The organism is Thermomonas sp. LB-4 (assembly GCF_036409385.1).
Taxonomy (GTDB): domain Bacteria; phylum Pseudomonadota; class Gammaproteobacteria; order Xanthomonadales; family Xanthomonadaceae; genus Thermomonas.
The window spans coordinates 133,440-151,528 of sequence record NZ_JAXOFT010000001.1 but is presented as its reverse complement, the minus strand read 5'-3'; the positions used below and the strand labels follow the sequence as shown (position 1 = coordinate 151,528).

Sequence of the window (18,089 nt, the reverse complement as noted above, 5' to 3'; positions counted from 1 at the left end):
GGTTTCAGCGTTCGCGGCTGCTCGGCTGGTCGCCATCGTCCGCCATCCCGCGCAGCAGGATGTCGGCAATCGGACGGCCGTCGGCGTCGCGATGGTAGACGTGCAGGTCGCGCTGCGGGTAGGGGATGTTCAGGCCGCTGCCGATCAGCTCGTTGCGGATCGCCTCGATGACCCGGCTGCGCGCATCGCCATAGTCCTCGTTGCGTGCGAATGCGAACAGGGTCAGATCGACGCTGCTTTCGCCAAGGTTGACCACCTGCACCATCGGCGCCGGCTCCGCGAGCACCTTCGGCTCGCTCTCGGCGATCTGCAGCAGGATCTGGCGGGCCTTGTGCAGGTCGTCCTCGTAGCCCACGCCGACGGTGACGTCGAAGCGGCGCTGCGGCAGCTGCGAGTGGTTGACGATCGGGGCGGTGGTGATCTCGCTGTTGGGCAGGATCACCACGCGGTGGTCGAACGCGCGCAGCCGGGTCTGGAATACGCGGATCTCCAGCACCGTGCCCTCCTGTCCCGCAATCACCACGTGGTCGCCGGCGCGGAACGGCCGCAGCACGATCAACATCACCCCCGAGGCGATGTTGGACAGCGAATCCTTCAGCGCCAGGCCTACTGCCAGGCCCGCGGCGCCAAGGACGGCGAACATCGAGGTGGTGGGAATGCCGATCGCCGCCAGCGCGGTCATGATCACCAGCACCAGCATCACCGCGTAGGCGATGTTGCCGAGGAAGCCGCTCAGCGTGCTATCCACGTTGGCGCGGCCAAGCACGCGCCCGAGACCGGTGCTCATCCGCCGCGCCAACCAGCGGCCGATCATGAAGATCGCCAGCGCCGCCAGCAGCCGCAGGCCCCAGGCCTCGAGCAGCTGCAGCCAGTCGATGCCGCGCAGTTCGCGCGCCAACTGCGTGGCCTGTTCGTGTTGCGGTGCGGCGGCGGGAACGCTGGGCTGCATCTTGGCTCCGATGGTTGAGTGCGCATCCTTGCCGCGGCCGCGGCAGGGCCCGGCAGGATAACGCGCAGGCCGCAAAGGCACGATCAACGTGCCCTGCGTCCTGCGCGCGCGGTCAGCCGGCGGACCGCGCGCCGCGCTGCTTCACCAGCGCATAGATCACCGGGATCACCACCAGCGTCAGCACGGTGGAAGACACCATCCCGCCCACCATCGGCGCGGCGATCCGGCGCATGATCTCCGAACCGGTGCCATGGCTCCACATGATCGGCAGCAGGCCGGCCATGATCGCCACCACCGTCATCAACTGGCGGATCTCCGGATGCAGCGGGCAGACGTACAGCGTGCCGGCCACCGCTGCGTTCGGGGACGGCGTCGGGAAATGCGCCGGGTCGGCGATGAACTTCTCGCGGCAGCGCGCCGAACAGAATTGGTAGGTGGTGCCCGCGCGCCCGGCACGGTGGGGCGTCGTAGCCGGATCCACCTGCATGCCGCAGACCGGATCGATGACGCCGCCATTGGCGGGCGCGGGGTTGGCGTGCGGGCGGCTGCGGTCGTGGCCATGTGCGTGGTGCCGGCGTCCGCTCATGCGTCCTCCCGTAACAGCGCAGTCAAAATGGAACCGGTAACGAGATTTGGAATGGGGCGAGTCAGTGCCCGTGGTGGGCGAACGGCGAGGTGGAACCGTCCTTGGCCACCAGTTCCACCACGTAGGGTTGGACCCGCCCATCCGGCGTTTCCATGCCGGGCGATCCCATTGGCATGCCTGGCACGGTCAGGCCCTTGGCATCGGGCCGTTCGGCCAACAGGCGCTTCACGTCCCCGGCGGGGACATGACCCTCGACGAAATAGCCCTCGATCTCGGCGGTATGGCAGGAACCCTTGCCGTAGGGCACGCCGACACGCTCCTTCACAGAGCCCAGGTCATCGACGTCGCGGACCTCGACCTGGAAACCTGCCTGCTGCATGTGCTCCACCCACAGATGGCAGCAGCCGCAGGTCGGCGTCTTGGTGACCACCAGGCGTGGCTGTGCGTGATTGTCGCCATTCGGACCGGCCGCAGGCGGCGACGCGAACGGTTCCGCCGGCTGTGCCGCGGTGGCGGGCATGGGCGTTGTTGCGGCAGCGGCGCCGGCAGGCGGATCAGCGGGCTTGGCGCAGGCGCTCAGGGCCAGGGACGAGGCCAGGATCAGGCCGGTCCACTGGCGGTGGACGTGGCCGCGTGCAGGGGTGCGGTATTTGAAAGACATGCGACTCCTCCTCAGAACCAGATGCGGACGCCCGCGACCATGCGGGTATCTCGGGTGGCTTCGCCTCCGGCCGTACGCAGGTCGGCGGTTCTGCCGAACGCGCGTTCGTGGACGACGCCGATGTACGGGGCAACCCGGCGGGTGAACTCGTAGCGCAGGCGCAGGCCGGCTTCGGCCGTGCTCAGGCCGGAGCCGATGCCGCGGCGCGGATCGTCCTTGCCGTACAGGCTCGCCTCAACCAGCGGCTGCAGGACGAGGCGATTGGTCAGCAGCACCTCGTACTCCGCCTCGATGCTGGCCGCGGTCTTCCCGGATTCGCCGACGTACGCCGTGGCCTGCACTTCGAACTTGTAGGGCGCCAAGCCCTGCACGCCGAACGCCGCCCAGGTCTGCGAACCGCCGGGCTTGAAGTCGCGCCTGATGCCGCCGACCACGTCCCACCAGGCGGACACGCTGCGCCCGTACAGCACTTCCAGATCGGCCGATTCGGTGTGGCCGTCGCTGCGCTCGCCTTCCGAGCGCAGCCACAGGCGGTTGAGGTCGGTGCCGATCCAGGCCTGCGCTTCCCAGGCCTGGCCGCTGCCGTGGTCGGCATCCCAGCCTTCGAGGCGATTGAACATCACCAGGCTGTTCACCTCCGAGGCGTGCTCCATGTGCAGCTTCAGTTCCGGGAATGCCGCCGCGCGATCCGCATCGGTCACCACCGGGATCGGGGCGAGCGGCTGCGCGGATGTCCCGGCCGCGCCGTGGCCCATGGCGGCGTGATCCGTCGATCCATGATTCATCGACCCGTGATCCATCGCGCCGTGGTTCATGTCGAAATGCCCGGCCGCGTCCGCCTTGGGCGTGGCGTGGCCCATGTGGGCGTGTTCCATCGCGGGCGTTGCCGGCGGCGCCGGCTTGTTTGCGGTATCGGCGGCGTGAGCCGCATGGCCGGCGTGATCGGCATGGGCCGGCGGCGGCGTCGCCGGTGTTGCCGCGTGCGCCTGCTGCGTGGATGGGAGGTGCTTGTGGTGGGCGTGATCCTGCGCCTGTGCGCCGGCGGAGACGGTGAGGCCAAGCGCCAACGCGAGGGCATTCCACGGCATCGGGTGCATGCTGTCCATCGTGCTCATTCCTCCACCCGCACTTCGCGCATCATTCCCGCTTCCATGTGGTAAAGCAGATGGCAGTGGTAGGCCCAGCGGCCGAGCGCGTCGGCGCGCACGCGGTAGCTGCGCCTGGTGCCGGGCGCGATGTCGACGGTGTGCTTGCGCAGGTGGAAGTTGCCGCTCTCGTCCTCGAGGTCGCTCCACAGCCCGTGCAGGTGGATCGGGTGGGTCATCATGGTGTCGTTGACCAGCACGATGCGCATGCGCTCGCCGTAGTTGAGCCGCAGCGGTTCGGCATCCATGAACTTCTTGCCATCGAACGACCAGGCGAACTTCTCCATGTGGCCAGTCAGGTGCAATTCGATCTCGCGCGAGGGCTCGCGGCCGTCGGGATCGTCGAACAGGCTCTTCATCGCGCCGTAGGTCAGCACGGTGCGGCCGTTGCCGCGCAGGCCGATGCCGGGATCGTCGAGCCTGGGGGCAAGTGACATCGCCTGCATGTCCAGCAGCGGATTGCCGGTTTCCGAAGCCGGGTGCTGCTGCATGCCGCCCGCCGCGCCCTTGCCGTGGCCGGCGTGGCCCATGCTGGCACCGCAGCCGCCCTCCATGCCCATGCGGGCGCCGCAGCCGCCTTCCATGGGCTTCGCGCTCCCGTGCGCGCCGTGGTCCATGCCGCCGTGGCCCATGTCGTCCATGGTCAGCAGCGGGCGCGGGTCGATGGCGGGCAGCGGCGCTTCCAGGCCGGGGCGGACGGCCAGCGTGCCGCGCGCATAGCCGGTGCGGCCCATGTCCTGGGCGAAAATCGTGTAGGCATCCTGGCCGCGGGGTTCGACGATCACGTCGAAGGTCTCGGCCACCGCGATGCGGAACTCGTCCACGCTGACCGGGTGGATGTACTGGCCGTCGGCCGCCACCACGGTCATCTTCAGGCCGGGGATGCGCACGTCGAAATAGGTCATCGCCGAGCCGTTGATGAAGCGCAGCAGCACCTTCTCGCCGGGGCGGAAAAGGCCGCTCCAGTTGCCGGCCGGCGCGGTGCCGTTGATCAGGTAGGTGTAGGTGTGGGCGTTGATGTCTGACAGGTCGGTCGGGGTCATCCGCATGCGCCCCCACATGCCGCGATCTTCCAGTGTGGCCGCCAGGCCGTCCTCGCGCACGTCGCGCATGAAGTCGCCGACGGTGCGCTTGTAGTAGTTGTCGTAGCCCGCCATTTTCTTCATGCGGCGGAACAGGGCGACCGGATCGAGATCGGTCCAGTCCGACAGCAGCACCACGTGCTCGCGGTCGTGGTGGTAGGGCGGCGGTTCGCGCGGCTCGATCACGATCGCGCCGTACAGGCCCGCCTGCTCCTGGAACATCGAATGGCTGTGGTACCAGTAGGTGCCCGACTGGTTGAGCCGGAACCGGTAGAGGTAGGACTCGCCCGGTGCGATGCCGTCGAAGCTCAGGCCGGGCACGCCGTCCATGTTGGCCGGCAGGATGATGCCGTGCCAGTGGATCGACGACTGCGCGCCGCGCAGCCGGTTGGCCACCCGCAGGGTGACGGTGTCGCCTTCGCGCCAGCGCAGGGTAGGAGCGGGCAGCGAGCCGTTGATCGTGGTGGCCATGCGCTCGCGGCCGGTGAAATTGACCGGCGAGCGGCCGATGGCGAGATTGAAATCGGTGCCGCGCAATTCCGGCACCGCCGCGGCCCGCGGCGAGGGCGCGGCGAACGCCGGCCAGTGCGGCAGGGCGCCGGCCACGACGCCGCCTGCGGCCAGGCCGGTCACGAAACGACGGCGCGACAGCTCGGCGCCAAGGCGAGAGGGGAGATCGCGTGATGACATTGGGGCTCCACACTGGGGAGACAGGGCGACGAACCGTATAGGGGTTGCCCCGGGGGGAAGGTCAAGGACGGTTGTGGCGGAGTCCATGCATCGGCTTCATCGCGACGCTGCCCCGCCGAGCGTGCGCTCAGGCGATCGGTGGGCGGACCGCCCGCCGCCGGGCCGGATCGGCGCGCGCCGGCGCGGTCACCGTCTGGTAGCCGGGACCGAGGTCTTCGCTGCCGAAGCCATGCAGCAGCTTAAGCGCGGCAACGGCGTGCTGGGCGCAGGCACCATCGCAGTTTCCGGGGTCGCAGCAGTCGGTGTCGGTCGGCGCCTGCGCATGGGACGGACAGTCTTGCGTCGCATCCGCCGGGGCCGCCGGGCCGGAATGGTTCTGGCCGGAATGGTTGCGGCTGGCGTGATCGGCATGGGCCAGCGTCATGGTGATTGCGGCCGCGGCCACGCCGACCCCATTGAGGAGCAGACAGAACGCAAGCAGCAGGTGGCCGAACAGGCGTGCCATGCGCGCTACTTTACCGCCCCGGCACGGCAAAGGGTGAACCGGAGGCTTGCCTGCGAAGGCCCGGGAGGGAGTACCCCTCCCGCAGGCCCGTTGTGGCGCAAGGCAAGGATCAGTGCTTGGCCTTCGCCAGCGCCAGCCAGGTGTCGACCACGGTGTCCGGGTTGAGCGACACCGATTCGATGCCCTGTTCCATCAGCCACTGCGCCAGATCCGGATGGTCGCTGGGCCCCTGGCCGCAGATGCCCACGTACTTGCCCTTGGCGCGGGCGGACTGGATGGCCATCGACAGCATCTTCTTGACCGCCGGATCGCGCTCGTCGAACAGGCCGGCGACGATGGCGCTGTCGCGGTCCAGGCCCAGGGTGAGCTGGGTCATGTCGTTGGAGCCGATGCTGAATCCGTCGAAGATCTCCAGGAACTCGTCGGCCAGCAGCGCGTTGGACGGGACCTCGCACATCATGATGATCTTGAGCCCGTGCTCGCCTTGCACCAGGCCGTTCTCGCGCAGCACCTCGACCACCTGGCGGCCTTCCTCCAGCGTGCGCACGAACGGGATCATCACCCACACGTTGTCCAGGCCCATCGCCTCGCGCACGCGCTTGACCGCCACGCACTCCAGCGCGAACGCGGCCTTGAAGCTGGGGTCGATGTAGCGGGAGGCGCCGCGGAACCCGATCATCGGGTTCTCCTCGTGCGGCTCGTACTTCGAGCCGCCGAGCAGGTTGGCGTATTCGTTCGATTTGAAGTCCGACAGGCGCACGATCACCGGCTTGGGATACACCGAGGCCGCGATCGTCGCGATGCCTTCCTTCAGCCGCTCGATATAGAACTCCACCGGACTTTCGTAGCCGGCGATGCGGGCGTCGATCTTCGCCTTGGTGTCGGCGTCCTGCTTGGCGTATTCCAGCAGCGCCTTCGGGTGCACGCCGATGTGGCTGGCGATGATCATCTCCAGCCGCGCCAGGCCGATGCCGGCGTTCGGCAGCTGGCCGAAGTCGAAGGCGCGGTCCGGGTTGGCCACGTTCATCATGATCTTCAGCGGCGCCGGCGGCATGTTGCCGAGGTCGGTGGTGGTGCGCTCGAAGGGCAGGGCGCCCTGGTAGATGAAGCCGGTGTCGCCCTCGGCGCAGCTCACGGTGACGGTGTCGCCGTCCTGGATCGAATCCAGCGCGTCGCCGGTGCCGACCACCGCCGGCACGCCCAGCTCGCGCGCGATGATCGCCGCGTGGCAGGTGCGGCCGCCGCGGTTGGTGACGATGGCGGCGCTGCGCTTCATCACTGGCTCCCAATCGGGGTCGGTCATGTCGGCGATGAGCACGTCGCCCGGCTGCACCCGGTTCATGTCGTCCAGGCTGCGCACCACGCGGGCGGTGCCGCTGCCGATCTTGTGGCCGATGGCGCGGCCCTCGGAGAGCACCTTGCCGCGGCCGCCCAGGGTGTAGCGCTCGATCTGGGTGGCGTGCGCGCGCGACTTCACCGTCTCCGGGCGCGCCTGCAGGATGTACAGCTTGCCGGTGTGGCCGTCCTTGCCCCACTCGATGTCCATCGGGCGGCCGTAGTGCTGCTCGATGACCAGCGCCTGCCTGGACAGTTCCTCCACGTCGGCATCGGTGATCGAGAACTTGCCGCGCAGCCCGGCCGGCGTCTCCTCGGTGCGCACGCGCTCGCCCGGCACGTCGGAATAGACCATGCGCAGCTGCTTGCTGCCCAGCGAGCGGCGCAGGATCGCCGGCTTGCCCTGCTGCAGGGTGGGCTTGTAGACGTAGAACTCGTCCGGGTTCACCGCGCCCTGCACGACCATCTCGCCCAGGCCGTAGCTGGCGGTGACGAACACCACGTCGCGGAAGCCGGATTCGGTGTCGAGGGTGAACAGCACGCCGGACGCGCCGACGTCGGAGCGCACCATCAGCTGCACGCCGGCGGACAGGAACACGTCCTCGTGGGCGAAACCGTGGTGTACGCGGTAGGCGATGGCGCGGTCGTTGTACAGGCTGGCGAAGACTTCCTTGACCTTGCGCACCACGTCGTCGGCGCCGGTCACGTTGAGGAAGGTCTCCTGCTGGCCGGCGAAGCTGGCGTCGGGCAGGTCCTCGGCGGTGGCGGAGGAACGCACCGCGACCGCGATGTCCTCGCCGCCCGCATCGGTGCACAGCTGCGCGTAGGCGGCGCGGATGTCGGCATCCAGCTGCGGCTGCAGCGGTGCATCGATCACCCAGGCCCGGATCTCGGCGCCGGCCCTGGTCAGCGCCGACACGTCTTCCACGTCGACCGTCGCCAGCTTGTCGTAGATGCGGGCGTGCAGGTCGTTGTGGGCGATGAAGGCCTTGAACGCGTCCGCGGTGGTGGCGAAGCCGCCCGGCACCGACACGCCGAGGTCGGCCAGCTGGCCGATCATCTCGCCCAGCGAGGAGTTCTTGCCGCCCACCTGGGCGAGGTCGGACAGGCGCAGGTCGTGCAACCAGAGGACGTTGCTGGTCGAGGCGGGGGTGCTCAAGGCGGGCTCCGTGGGGGGCGTGTGCGGCGCAAGCGCGCGGAAGTCCGCTATTTTACCCCGAGCGCCCGCGAGGAATCCCGATGGAATCCGCTCGACCCGTGTTCTATGTCTCCGACGGTACCGGCATCACTGCCGAAACCATCGGCCACAGCCTGCTGACCCAGTTCAGCGGCGTGCGCTTCTCCAGCGACCGGCTGCCGTTCGTGGATACACCGGAAAAGGCGAAGGAAGCCGCCGAGCGCATCCGTGCCGCCGGCGCAGCGCGGGGGCTGCGGCCGATCGTGGTCAATTCCTGCGTCGACCCCAATCTCAACATCCTGCTCGCCGAGAGCGGGGCGCTGATGTTGGATGTGTTCGCGCCGTTCATCGCCCCGCTGGAGCAGGAGCTGGGCCGCAGCCGTGAGGCCCAGATCGGCCGCGCGCACGGCATCGTGGACTTCGACATCTACCACCAGCGCATCAACGCGATGAACTACGCGCTGACCCACGACGACGGCGTCAAGCCGGACTACTCGGATGCAGACGTGATCCTGGTCGCGGTCTCGCGCGCCGGCAAGACGCCCACCTGCGTCTACCTGGCCCTGCAGCACGGGGTGAAGGCGGCCAACTACCCGCTGACGCCGGAAGACCTGGAAGGCGAGCGCCTGCCGGCCAGGCTGCGCCAGTACCGCGGCAAGCTGTTCGGCCTGACCATCGACCCCCAGCGGCTGCACCAGATCCGTCAGGAGCGGCGGCCGGATTCGCGCTACGCGCAGCTGGACACCTGCAAGCGCGAGGTCGCGCAGGCGGAGACCATGCTGCGCCGGGAGGGCATCGAACTGCTCAGCACCACCAACGCCTCGATCGAGGAAATCGCCAGCCGGGTGATGAAGCACCTGGGCATCAATCGCGAGATGTACTGACCGCTCCGTGCGGCGCGTGGGACCCCGCCAGCCTGTGCCTGCGCGGCGCATGCGTCAATGCTGCCGCGCGCGCCGGCGGGCGTGTACGATCGATCCATGACCACCGCACTTGCACGCCGCGCCCGCGTTCCCGCCATCAGCCGCTTCGGCTGGCTGATGGGCCTGTACTCGGAAAACCACGCGCGGCTGCAGCGGCTGTTCGAAGTTTCCGACCTCGGCTGCGGCACGTATGTCTCCTTGATCGGCGACGGCCTCGACGTGCGCCTGGAAGTGGTGGAGCGCCATGCCTACACCAGCGAGCTGCGCATGAGCTACGGCCTCATCGATCCGCAGACCGGCATGGCCGATCCGTCGGCCAGCCTGCGCCTGTACCGCGATGCGCGCCAGGTGGAGGCCACGCACTGCTACGCGGGCAGCCGCTGGCAGGACGTGATCGGCATGTATCCGCCGCCGCAGCGCATCCTCGACCATCGCCTGCGCATGAACACCTTCCTCGGCAAGTGGCTGCAGTACCTCGCCGAACGCGGGCACGGCGTGGCCACGCTGCACGTCGATGAAGACGCGCTGAAAATTTGTTGAGAAAACGCTTGACGGTTCCCGATTTCACCCCCAGAATGCGCGTCTTTCCAGCCCCGTGGGGCCATAGCTCAGCTGGGAGAGCGCCTGCATGGCATGCAGGAGGTCGGCGGTTCGATCCCGCCTGGCTCCACCATTTTTCAAAGCGTTTCCGGTTCTGTCCCCATCGTCTAGAGGCCTAGGACATTACCCTTTCACGGTAGCGACCGGGGTTCGAATCCCCGTGGGGACGCCACCTTCGGAATCGGTAGACGACGCAACACACGCAAGCGGTCGCCCCAGTGGCGGCCGTTTTCGTTTGTGCGTTTTTCCCCGCGTTGACCGGCGCATGGATGCGCGCGCCCCGCGGCGCGCGATCAGGCGTCCTTGTTGTGCCGGCGCATCAGGCGCTGCTTCTCGCGGTTCCAGTCGCGCTCCTTGCTGGCCTCGCGCTTGTCGTGGCTCTGCTTGCCCTTTGCCAGCGCCAGCTCGACCTTCACCTTGTTGCCTTTCCAGTACAACGCGGTGGGAACCAATGTGTAGCCGTCGCGCTGGATGCGGCCCATCAGGGTGTCGATCTCGTGCCGGTGCAGCAGCAGCTTGCGGGTGCGGCGATCGTTGGCGACGACATGCGTCGACGCCTGGATCAGCGGGGTGATTTGCGCGCCGATCAGGAACAGTTCGCCCTGCAGCACCACCGCATAGGCATCGCCGATGTTGGCGCGGCCGGCGCGGATCGCCTTCAGTTCCCAGCCCTGCAGCGCAAGGCCGGCCTCGAACTTCTGTTCGAAGCTGTACTCGTGGCGCGCGCGCTTGTTGAGGGCGATGGTGCCACCGCCGTTTGGCTTATCCTTGCCGTTCTTCTTGCTCATCCCGCCATTCTCGCCGATCCGGACGCGCCGCGGTGCGTCCTCCCGGCCCGGATCTTTCGATGCCCGTCATTTTGCGCAGCGCCCTCGTCGAACATTCCGCGTCCCGGATGTTCGCACTGGTCAATGATGTTGCCGCCTACCCGCGCCGCTTCGACTGGTGCCGGCAGGCGCAGTTGCTGGAGGAGGGAGAAGGCCGCCTGGTGGCGCGGCTGGACCTCGGCGTCGGGGGGTTCTACACCTGGTTCACCACCGAGAACCAGCTCAGCCCGCCGCACCACATCGACATGGCGCTGCGCGATGGGCCTTTCCGGCGCCTGCAAGGGCGCTGGGAGTTCCATGCGCTGGACGAGTCGGCCTGCAAGGTGTCGCTGCGGCTGGATTTCGAGCCGCAGAATCGCCTGCTGGCGCCCGCGCTGCAGCTGGGCATGCAGGGGCTGGCCGACCGCATGGTCGATGATTTCGTGCGCGAGGCGGACAAGAGGGCAGACTGATGCGGGTGCAGCTGCTGCGCGCTTGGCCGCATCGCGCCGAGTGCGTTGATCTGGAAGTGGCGGCGGACGCCCGCGTCGGCGATGCGCTGGACGCGGCCGGCTGGCGGCTGGAGGGCGGGTTCGTTGCGCTGGCGGTGTTCGGCGTCGCCGCCTCGCGGGAGACCCGGCTGCATCCGGGCGACCGCGTCGAGCTGCTCCGGCCGCTGCAACGCGACCCCAAGCAGGCGCGCCGGCTGCGTGCGGGGAAGGCTGGGGCCCGCGTCGGGACGCGCGGCCGCTGAGGCGGCGCCGGGCGCCCTCAGCGGCGGCGCTTGTTCTTGTCCTTGGCCAGGTTCGGGCCGAAGTAGCGGATCGCGTTGCGCGACAGCTCGGAATCCTGCTCGGGGAAATATTCGCCTTCCCAGCGCGACAGCTGGCCGTTCTCGAACCACAGCGTCATCGTCTTCACTTCCGGCTTGCCGGTGCGGCCGATGCGCTGGCTGGCGACGTAGTCCCAGCGGTCGTGGTGGAAGGGGTCGCGGATCGACGGCGTGCCCAGCAGCACCATCACCTGCTGCCGGTCCATCCCCGCCTGCAGCTGGTCGACCGCGGTCTTGTCGAGCAGGTTGCCCTGGAACACCGGCTGCCGGTACAGCAGGCCGCAGCCGCTGACCAGCAGGGTTGCAAGGAAGAGTACGAGCAGCTTGCGCATCGGCAGGGCGGGGCAGTGGCGGAGGTGCCGATGATACACTCCCGGCACGTCGCATCGGCCCGCCGCAAGCTGCGTTGGCGCGGGGCGCGGCGGCGGCGTTCACATGCCGGCAGGCGGCACTGGATTGTTCACGGAGAGATGTCGATGTCGCAGGATCTTCGCAAGGCCGGGCTCAAGGTCACCCATCCGCGGCTGCGCATCCTGGAACTGCTGGAGCACGCCAAGCCGCGGCACATGACCGCCGAGGACATCTACCGCCAGCTGCTGGCGGAGTCCGAGGAAATCGGCCTGGCCACGATCTACCGGGTGCTGACCCAGTTCGAATCCGCCGGCCTGGTGCTCAAGCACAACTTCGAGGGCGGCACCGCCGTCTACGAGCTGGACCGGGGCGAACACCACGACCACATGGTCGATGTGGACACGGGCAAGGTGATCGAGTTCCACAGCGACGAGATCGAGCGCCTGCAGCAGAAGATCGCCGCCGAGCACGGCTACGAGATCGCCGACCACGCGCTGGTGCTGTACGTGCGCAAGAAGCGCTGAGTCACTACGGCTGCGGCGACGCCCGCCGCCGTTCCAGCCACCAGACCAGCGTCGCCAGCGCCAGCCATGCGGCCAGCCACGGCCACGCTGCGCCGCGCTGGGTGACGGTGGCCGGCGAGGCCCGCGGGGCGGGCGCATCCGAAGCCAGCGCCGCGGTGGCATCGAACCGGCGTTGCGCCTGCCAGGCCTGGCCTGCGTCGGCCGGCAGCACGGCAAATGCAGTTTGCAGGGCTCGGGTCTGCAACCGGTGCCAGCCGGGCGTGCGCGGCCAGAACGCGGCGCAGCGGCGTGCGCCGGCCGCCGGATCCACGGCCAGCGATATGCGGCTGCCGTCGGGCGCGATCACCGCAGCGGCGTGATCGATGCCGCACAGCACCGCCCGCTGGCCGGCCCAGAACGGTCCGGAAGGCGGCGCCTGCGTGGCGGCGATGGCCGGGCGGGCGATGCCCGCGAGCAGGCCGCTCCACAGGCGCGCGTGCGCGGGAGCATGGCCAGCCAGCGGCAGCCTGTAGCTGTCGGCCAGCGCAACCAGCCCCACGCGGCCGCGCCCCAGCGGACGCCACCACGCAAGCGGCTGCCCCCGCGCATCGCGCAGCAGCGGCAGCGCATCGCCGGCTTGCACGGTCACCACGGTCCGGCTCAGGCCGGGCAGGGCGTGCTCGGCAGTGGGCTGCAGCGAGGTGTTCGCCAGCTGCGCAGGTGCGCTGCGGGCGCCGGCATCCACCCTATAACCCCAGTGGCGCAGGCGTGAGCGCGACGTTGGCGTCAGCGGCGCATCCAACCGCAGCAGCACGCCCAGTCCGTTGCGGATGGCGGCGGTGAGCGCGCGCAGCTCGGCCTCGCCCAGCGCCTGCAGGCTGCGGGTATCCAGCAGCACCGCGTCGAACCGCCGGAGGGTGTCGGCGTCCAGCGGCAGCGGCGCGTCGCCCAGCACCAGACCGGCACCGACGCTGACCCGCGTATGCAGGCCGACGCCGGCATCCAGCGCCCAGCGGCGCAGGTACTTCAGCTCCGGATCGGGCGCGCCGGCCAGCACCAGCAGGCGCGGCGCAACGGGTGCGATGACCTGCAGCGGCAGGGGCACGCTGTCCCGGACCTGACCTTCCGCATCGCGCAGGCGCAGCTGGAAAGAGAACGAGCCGCCGCTGCGCGCCACGCCCTGCAGGATGAAACCGCCATCCGCCGCCACGGCCGTGCTAGCGATGGCGCGCGCGGCGGGGTCCAGCAGTTCCAGCGTGCCGGCCTCGATGCCGCCAACCCGCCCACGCACGCTGAAGGCGTTGCCGGGCGCCACCGTCGCCGGTGCCTTCAGGTCGATGATCCCGACCGGGCGCGATGCGGGATGGAAGCGCAGCGGAAGGCCGCGGGCGGCCTCCCGGTCACGCACATCAAGCCCGCTGCCGACGATGCGCAGGCCGCGCACGCCGGGATGGCGTCGCAGGGCGGTGGCGAGGTCGGGCGCCGGCTCCGCGCCGATGCCTGCGGGTGCTTCGGGCAGCGCGATGCGCAGCGTGCCGGCATCGGCCGCGCCGGACTTCGCGCCCGCGGTGTAGACGGTCATCACCCTGGCATCGATCGGCCGCGCCGGCGGAAACAGGCCGAAGTAGAGCAGCGCCGCCAACAGCGGCTGCGCGGCCAGCAGCAGCGGCAGCTTCCAGCGCGGCGTGGTCTGGCTGCGATCACGGCGCTGGTGGCCATGCAGCAGGCGCGTACAGGCCAGCAGCGCGGCCAGCGCCAGCACGCCGGCGGTGAGGACCTCGGGCATGACTGCGGTCATTGCTTCGCCTCCGCATCCAGCGCATCGAGGTAACGCTGCCCCTGCGCGTCGGGCGCGGGCCGGCGCGCGACCGCTGCCGGCGGCACGGGCAGCAGCGGCCACAGCAGGGCGCGCAGGCGCTCGCGGCATGCCTTGCAGGCGGGATCGCGCCGCAGGGCATCCAGCGCGGCCTGCAGCGCCAGCGGGTCGGCGACGCGTTGGCCGTGCTGGCGCAACCAGGCCTGCAGTGCCTCCAGCGCGGGTGCGGACATCGGGCGCGGCGGCACCGCGTCCAGCTGCTGCCACAGCGCCGCGACTCCGGCCTCGGCGGGCGGCGCGGTGCGCAGCGGGTCCGGGCGCGGCGCCAGCCCTTCGCGCTTGCCGCCCAGGCGGCGGCTCTCGTCGATCGGCGGCAGCTGCGGACCCACCCGTGCCAGATAGATGCGTTCCGCCTGCTGCACCTGCTTGATGTGCCCGAGTGCCTTGTAGGCGAACGGCAGGGCGCGTTCGGGATGGCCCTGGCGCAGCTGCAGTTCGGACTGCCACATCTGGTCCAGCGCCAGTTTCAGGGTGGCGCGGGTCTGCGGGTCGAGCAGGGTGGCGGCTTCGGCGTGGTCGTGGGTATGGCCGTAGGCTTCCAGCAGGTCGACGTCCTGGCCGAAGGTGCTGGCGGGCGCAGGCGCGGGATGGTCGTGGCCGGCGTGGTCGCCGGTCTCGTTGTCGTGTCCGTCTTCGTCGGCGGTGGGCAGGCTGGGCTCGCCTTCCGCTTCCTCGCCGAGGAACTGCCCGTAGCGCAGGCGCAGGATGCGCTGGTCGACGCCAATGCCATCGGACTTCTGCAGATAGCGCTCGCTCGCGAGCTTGGGCTTCTGCTTCAGCAGCGCTTCGGCGTCCAGGATGATCTGCCGCTGGCTGCGGAAATACGCGGGCAGGACGCGCTTGACCACGCCTTCGATGCCGCTTGACTCCTCGCTGGCCGCAGCCTGGAGGCGAAGGATCAGCGCGGGGCTGCGCGCGACCTGTGGCTGCGGGCTGCGATTGTCCTGCGCCACCAGCCGCGCGATCAGGTCGTCGCCCGGCTGCAGGCCAAGAGTGGGCAGCGCCACCCGGTGGCTGAAGCGACGGCGCAGGCGGCTGCCTTGCCCCTGCAGCGGCAGGCTGAGCTCACGGAAGGTGATGTTCTCGCCGCTGCCCTGCGCCAGCGTGAGCTGCAGCGTGGCCTGCGTGGCGACGCCGTAGTCGTCCTCCACCTCGAAGGCCAGCTCCCAGCCGGCTTGCGTCGGCGGCGCGAGGCTCAGGCTGCGCGCCGGGGCCAGCACCTTGAGCTGCGGCGGGCGGTCGGGAAGCGCGTCGAGGCGATGCGGTTTGTCGGCATCCAGCAGGCGGCCGTCGAGTTCGATGCGGTAGAGCGCGGAGGCGTCCAGCCGCAGCCCGCCCTGCCAGTCGTTCCCGCGCTGTTGCAGCGGAAGACGCCGGCCATCGAGGAAGACCAGCGCGACGCGGCCCGGCGTGCCGCTGAATGTCAGCGTCCAGCGCAGCTGGGTACCTTGCGGGGCGGACGCCGACAGCGTGCCGACGCGGCGCACGGGAAGGCCGGTATAACGAGGCGGCGCAATCTGCAGCTGGCTGGATGCCAGCCGCAAGGGTGACGTTGCGATGGCGGCGCCAGGCGCCGGACGCCCCAGATCCGGAGCGCGCTGCGGCCACAGCAACGCGCCTGCCAGCAGCAGTGCAGCCCCCGGCACCGACACCGCCAGCCGAGGCCACGGCCAGGCGGTGCGCAGGTCGGCGGGATGCGCCGCCAGCCGCTGCTGCAGGCGCTGGCGCTGCAGCTGCTGCAGCGTGCCGGTGGGCGGCGCCGCGGCCAACAGGTCGGCGCTGTCCTCCATGTCGGCACGCGCGTTGAGCGCACGCAGCAGCCAGCGCAGGTCGCGACGCCGCCACTGCAGCATGGCGGTGAAGGCGATGAGCAGCAGGCCGGCGGCTGCGACCACCAGCGCGGAGGTGCGTCCGCCCAGACGCAGGGCGAGGGCGGCAAGCGCCGCCAGCCACGGCAGCGCGAACGCGGCAAGCAGGGCGATAGCGCGAAGTCGCGCCGCGCGCCAGGCGGCTTGCGGAAGGGCGTTGCCACTCATGCGCTGGCTTCGCGGCGGCGGGCCGTGGCCAGCCAGCGTTCGACCGCGAACAGCAGCGCGATCAGCACGGCCAGCCACGGCTGCAGGTCGCGCGGCGCGGGCGGCTGCGCGCGGGCGCCGAGCGCGGGCATGTGGGCGCGCGCATCGGCGCGGCCGGGCGGCGGCATCGGCGGTGCCAGCGCATCGCGCAGGCGCTGCGGGAAGTCGGCCTCCAGCAGCAGCGGCATGTCCGCCGGTCGCAGCGGCTGGCGGAAGCGCAGCAGGCGCCCGCGGCCGAGGCGGCCGCTTTCCAGCAGCGGAACGCCGGCGTCATCGTGCAGCAGCGGCGCCAGGGCGATGTTGCCGGGCAGCGCAGCGTCATGCGCCAGCAGAACGCTGCCACCGCGCGCAATCCAGTCCTGCAGGGTTGCCGGCATCGGCGCGGAGGCCAGCCATGCGGCGACTGCCGTGGTGGCCGGCGGTGCGGTATCGGCGGCCAGGTCGAAGACCGTCCCCTGCCAGGCACGCGCAGCGGCGCGCAGCGGGCGCAGAGCGTATGCGTGCCCGGCATCGGCATGCAGGTAAAGCGATGGCGGCGGGAGTCCGGCGGCTGGCTTCGATGGGGCCGGCGCCACATCGACGACCCGCCAGTCCAGCTTGCGCGACAGCTGCGGAATGCGGCCGTCGGCGCCATCGAATCGGGCCGTGGCCAGCACCACCAGCGGCACGCCGGCCGGCAGGTCCGCGTCCAATTCGCGCAGCAGGCTGGCGATGGGTTGCGGCGTTGCAGGCGAGGGCGCGTCCAGCGCTGGCAGTCCCTGCGCCAGCCAGTGGCGGCGCGCGTCTTCCGGCAGCGACTGCGCGGCCAGCGCCGCGGCCGGTACGCCGGGCATCACCGCTACCACGGGGCGCATATCCGGCGCGCCGTGCAGCACCGGCCGCGCCAGCCACAGCGCCAGCAGCGCGAGCAGCAGCAGGCGCAGCAGCAACAGCGGCCATTCGTCGAAGCGCAGCCGCCGGCGCGGACGCGGGCGGGCGCGCAGCCAGCGCAGCGCGGCGAAATCCAGCGGGCGCACGCTGTCGCGCCGGGCCAGGTGCAGCAGCAGCGGCAGCAGCAGGCTGGCCAGCGCCGCCAGCGCGGCGGGCAGCAGGAGGGACAGGGTCATGGCCGCCCCGGCGCGAACAGCTGCCGCAGCGGCTGGTCCAGTGGCTCGTCCAGCACGTGGCGGGCGTGGGCGATGCCGGCGGCGTCGAGGCGCGCATCCAGCTGGCGCTGCGCCTCCGCGAAGCGGCGCAGATAGTCGTCGCGCAGCAGGCGGCCATCGCCGGGCAGGTGCTCGCCGGTTTCAGGGTCGCGGAACAGATGCCCGCCGACGAACGGAAAGTCGCGTTCTTCCGCCGTCAGCAGCTGCAGGAACAGCACCTCGCGGCCGGCCTTGGCCAGCGTCTCGGCCAGCGCAACGACGCCTTCATCGAAACCGTCGCTGAGCAGCACCACCAGGTCATGGCCGCCGATCCGCTCCCACAGCGGGTGCAGCCGTTCGTTCGCTGGAAACCCGCCGCCCGCCTGCACCGCATGCAGCGCCAACCACAAGCGGTCGCGCCCGCGCGGGCCGTGGCCGGGCGGCAGCAGCTGCAGGCCGTTTTCCGCCAGCACCACCAGCCCGAAGCGGTCGCCCTGCGCCAGCGCCAGCTCGGCAATGCAGGCGGCCAGGGATTTCGCAGCGTCCAGTCGGCGCCAGTCGGGCCGGGCCTGGTCGGCCTGCGCCATCGAGGCGCTGGCGTCCAGCAGCAGCCAGACGGTCAGCGGGCTTTCGCGCTCGGCTTCGCGCACGAAGAAGCGGTCGGCGCGGGCATAGAGTTTCCAGTCGATCTGGCGCGGCTCGTCGCCGGGCTCGTAGCCGCGGTACTGTGCGAACTCCAGCCCGGCGCCGCGGCTGGGGCTGCGGTGCGCGCCGATGCCGCGTTCGCCGCGCGCACGCCGCACCTGCAGGCGCAGGGACTGCAGCCGGCTGCGGACGTCGGGGGGGATCAGCGGCGCGACCATCGGCGG

18 protein-coding genes and 2 tRNA genes are annotated in these 18,089 nt (G+C 70.4%); 7 read left to right on the top strand and 13 right to left on the bottom strand.

The genetic code is table 11. The features are described from left to right. Positions 1 to 4: 4 nt before the first annotated feature. The 7 genes from SPK54_RS00775 to ppsA all read right to left on the bottom strand — a co-directional run bounded on the left by SPK54_RS00775 (position 5) and on the right by ppsA (position 8,112). A complete protein-coding gene (locus tag SPK54_RS00775) occupies positions 5 to 949 on the bottom strand; it encodes a mechanosensitive ion channel domain-containing protein (protein ID WP_330946038.1) in 945 nt (314 codons plus the stop codon). 112 nt (positions 950 to 1,061) lie between these two features. After that, complete coding sequence (locus SPK54_RS00770) at positions 1,062 to 1,535, bottom strand: efflux RND transporter permease subunit (RefSeq protein WP_330946037.1); 474 nt, start codon at positions 1,533 to 1,535, stop codon at positions 1,062 to 1,064. 61 nt (positions 1,536 to 1,596) lie between these two features. Further along, complete coding sequence (locus SPK54_RS00765; RefSeq protein ID WP_330946036.1) at positions 1,597 to 2,196, bottom strand: DUF411 domain-containing protein; 600 nt, start codon at positions 2,194 to 2,196, stop codon at positions 1,597 to 1,599. 11 nt (positions 2,197 to 2,207) lie between these two features. Then, positions 2,208 to 3,293 (bottom strand): copper resistance protein B, encoded by a 1,086-nt coding sequence (locus SPK54_RS00760; RefSeq protein ID WP_330946202.1) that lies wholly within the window; start codon positions 3,291 to 3,293, stop codon positions 2,208 to 2,210. A gap of 14 nt (positions 3,294 to 3,307) precedes the next feature. Continuing rightward, positions 3,308 to 5,113 (bottom strand): copper resistance system multicopper oxidase, encoded by a 1,806-nt coding sequence (locus tag SPK54_RS00755; protein WP_330946035.1) that lies wholly within the window; start codon positions 5,111 to 5,113, stop codon positions 3,308 to 3,310. A 127-nt stretch (positions 5,114 to 5,240) separates the two neighbouring features. Beyond that, positions 5,241 to 5,618 carry a CopL family metal-binding regulatory protein gene (locus SPK54_RS00750; RefSeq protein ID WP_330946034.1) on the bottom strand — a complete coding sequence of 126 codons (378 nt, stop codon included), beginning with the start codon at positions 5,616 to 5,618 and terminating at the stop codon, positions 5,241 to 5,243. A gap of 109 nt (positions 5,619 to 5,727) precedes the next feature. Then, positions 5,728 to 8,112: a phosphoenolpyruvate synthase gene (gene ppsA / locus SPK54_RS00745; RefSeq protein WP_330946033.1), complete on the bottom strand. Its 2,385-nt coding sequence runs from the start codon at positions 8,110 to 8,112 to the stop codon at positions 5,728 to 5,730. Positions 8,113 to 8,192: 80 nt separating this feature from the next. On the opposite strand from ppsA, the gene SPK54_RS00740 reads away from it, so the two are divergent. The 4 genes from SPK54_RS00740 to SPK54_RS00725 all read left to right on the top strand — a co-directional run bounded on the left by SPK54_RS00740 (position 8,193) and on the right by SPK54_RS00725 (position 9,825). Beyond that, positions 8,193 to 9,014 (top strand): pyruvate, water dikinase regulatory protein, encoded by an 822-nt coding sequence (locus SPK54_RS00740; RefSeq protein WP_330946032.1) that lies wholly within the window; start codon positions 8,193 to 8,195, stop codon positions 9,012 to 9,014. A gap of 96 nt (positions 9,015 to 9,110) precedes the next feature. Further along, positions 9,111 to 9,593, top strand: coding sequence for a DUF1249 domain-containing protein (locus tag SPK54_RS00735; RefSeq protein ID WP_330946031.1), 483 nt, complete (start codon positions 9,111 to 9,113; stop codon positions 9,591 to 9,593). 57 nt (positions 9,594 to 9,650) lie between these two features. After that, positions 9,651 to 9,726: transfer RNA gene (locus SPK54_RS00730), tRNA-Ala, on the top strand. Positions 9,727 to 9,749: 23 nt separating this feature from the next. Further along, positions 9,750 to 9,825: transfer RNA gene (locus tag SPK54_RS00725), tRNA-Glu, on the top strand. Between the two features lie 121 nt (positions 9,826 to 9,946). Here the strand turns inward: SPK54_RS00725 and smpB are convergent. Continuing rightward, positions 9,947 to 10,441 carry an SsrA-binding protein SmpB gene (gene smpB / locus SPK54_RS00720; RefSeq protein WP_330946030.1) on the bottom strand — a complete coding sequence of 165 codons (495 nt, stop codon included), beginning with the start codon at positions 10,439 to 10,441 and terminating at the stop codon, positions 9,947 to 9,949. A gap of 59 nt (positions 10,442 to 10,500) precedes the next feature. Between smpB and SPK54_RS00715 the strand changes: the two genes are divergently transcribed. Together SPK54_RS00715 and SPK54_RS00710 are read left to right on the top strand one after the other, a co-directional pair. Beyond that, positions 10,501 to 10,932: a type II toxin-antitoxin system RatA family toxin gene (locus SPK54_RS00715; protein ID WP_330946029.1), complete on the top strand. Its 432-nt coding sequence runs from the start codon at positions 10,501 to 10,503 to the stop codon at positions 10,930 to 10,932. Continuing rightward, positions 10,932 to 11,213, top strand: a complete 282-nt coding sequence (locus SPK54_RS00710; protein WP_330946028.1) for an RnfH family protein — start codon at positions 10,932 to 10,934, stop codon at positions 11,211 to 11,213. Before SPK54_RS00715 ends, SPK54_RS00710 begins: the two co-directional genes overlap by 1 nt. Before the next feature lie 17 nt (positions 11,214 to 11,230). Here SPK54_RS00710 and bamE read toward each other — a convergent pair whose 3' ends face one another. Further along, the gene (gene bamE, locus SPK54_RS00705; protein WP_330946027.1) at positions 11,231 to 11,623 is read right to left on the bottom strand and encodes an outer membrane protein assembly factor BamE; all 393 of its coding nucleotides are present in this window, start codon (positions 11,621 to 11,623) and stop codon (positions 11,231 to 11,233) included. A gap of 144 nt (positions 11,624 to 11,767) precedes the next feature. On the opposite strand from bamE, the gene fur reads away from it, so the two are divergent. Continuing rightward, positions 11,768 to 12,166 carry a ferric iron uptake transcriptional regulator gene (gene fur / locus SPK54_RS00700; RefSeq protein WP_330946026.1) on the top strand — a complete coding sequence of 133 codons (399 nt, stop codon included), beginning with the start codon at positions 11,768 to 11,770 and terminating at the stop codon, positions 12,164 to 12,166. 4 nt (positions 12,167 to 12,170) lie between these two features. On the opposite strand, the gene SPK54_RS00695 is transcribed toward fur, so the two are convergent. Genes SPK54_RS00695 through SPK54_RS00680 form a run of 4 tightly spaced genes read right to left on the bottom strand, consistent with a single transcriptional unit; the run spans position 12,171 to position 18,083 of the window. Continuing rightward, positions 12,171 to 13,943, bottom strand: coding sequence for a carboxypeptidase regulatory-like domain-containing protein (locus tag SPK54_RS00695; RefSeq protein ID WP_330946025.1), 1,773 nt, complete (start codon positions 13,941 to 13,943; stop codon positions 12,171 to 12,173). Next, on the bottom strand, positions 13,940 to 16,057 hold the full coding sequence (locus SPK54_RS00690; RefSeq protein ID WP_330946024.1) for a hypothetical protein: 2,118 nt from the start codon (positions 16,055 to 16,057) through the stop codon (positions 13,940 to 13,942). The genes SPK54_RS00695 and SPK54_RS00690 overlap by 4 nt, the downstream gene beginning before the upstream one ends. Continuing rightward, positions 16,054 to 17,202 carry a BatA domain-containing protein gene (locus SPK54_RS00685; RefSeq protein ID WP_330946023.1) on the bottom strand — a complete coding sequence of 383 codons (1,149 nt, stop codon included), beginning with the start codon at positions 17,200 to 17,202 and terminating at the stop codon, positions 16,054 to 16,056. Before SPK54_RS00685 ends, SPK54_RS00690 begins: the two co-directional genes overlap by 4 nt. Then, positions 17,199 to 18,083 (bottom strand): DUF58 domain-containing protein, encoded by an 885-nt coding sequence (locus tag SPK54_RS00680; RefSeq protein ID WP_330946022.1) that lies wholly within the window; start codon positions 18,081 to 18,083, stop codon positions 17,199 to 17,201. Before SPK54_RS00680 ends, SPK54_RS00685 begins: the two co-directional genes overlap by 4 nt. Positions 18,084 to 18,089 lie beyond the last annotated feature (6 nt).

Coding starts and splice junctions, on each gene's coding strand:
- SPK54_RS00680 (WP_330946022.1), bottom strand. CDS start 18,083: ATGGTCGCGCCGCTGATCCCCCCCGACGTCCGCAGCCGGCTGCAGTCC.
- bamE (WP_330946027.1), bottom strand. CDS start 11,623: ATGCGCAAGCTGCTCGTACTCTTCCTTGCAACCCTGCTGGTCAGCGGC.
- SPK54_RS00695 (WP_330946025.1), bottom strand. CDS start 13,943: ATGACCGCAGTCATGCCCGAGGTCCTCACCGCCGGCGTGCTGGCGCTG.
- SPK54_RS00735 (WP_330946031.1), top strand. CDS start 9,111: ATGACCACCGCACTTGCACGCCGCGCCCGCGTTCCCGCCATCAGCCGC.
- SPK54_RS00710 (WP_330946028.1), top strand. CDS start 10,932: ATGCGGGTGCAGCTGCTGCGCGCTTGGCCGCATCGCGCCGAGTGCGTT.
- SPK54_RS00765 (WP_330946036.1), bottom strand. CDS start 2,196: ATGTCTTTCAAATACCGCACCCCTGCACGCGGCCACGTCCACCGCCAG.
- smpB (WP_330946030.1), bottom strand. CDS start 10,441: ATGAGCAAGAAGAACGGCAAGGATAAGCCAAACGGCGGTGGCACCATC.
- SPK54_RS00775 (WP_330946038.1), bottom strand. CDS start 949: ATGCAGCCCAGCGTTCCCGCCGCCGCACCGCAACACGAACAGGCCACG.
- SPK54_RS00770 (WP_330946037.1), bottom strand. CDS start 1,535: ATGAGCGGACGCCGGCACCACGCACATGGCCACGACCGCAGCCGCCCG.
- SPK54_RS00750 (WP_330946034.1), bottom strand. CDS start 5,618: ATGGCACGCCTGTTCGGCCACCTGCTGCTTGCGTTCTGTCTGCTCCTC.
- SPK54_RS00740 (WP_330946032.1), top strand. CDS start 8,193: ATGGAATCCGCTCGACCCGTGTTCTATGTCTCCGACGGTACCGGCATC.
- SPK54_RS00685 (WP_330946023.1), bottom strand. CDS start 17,202: ATGACCCTGTCCCTCCTGCTGCCCGCCGCGCTGGCGGCGCTGGCCAGC.
- SPK54_RS00690 (WP_330946024.1), bottom strand. CDS start 16,057: ATGAGTGGCAACGCCCTTCCGCAAGCCGCCTGGCGCGCGGCGCGACTT.
- SPK54_RS00715 (WP_330946029.1), top strand. CDS start 10,501: ATGCCCGTCATTTTGCGCAGCGCCCTCGTCGAACATTCCGCGTCCCGG.
- fur (WP_330946026.1), top strand. CDS start 11,768: ATGTCGCAGGATCTTCGCAAGGCCGGGCTCAAGGTCACCCATCCGCGG.
- SPK54_RS00760 (WP_330946202.1), bottom strand. CDS start 3,293: ATGCACCCGATGCCGTGGAATGCCCTCGCGTTGGCGCTTGGCCTCACC.
- SPK54_RS00755 (WP_330946035.1), bottom strand. CDS start 5,113: ATGTCATCACGCGATCTCCCCTCTCGCCTTGGCGCCGAGCTGTCGCGC.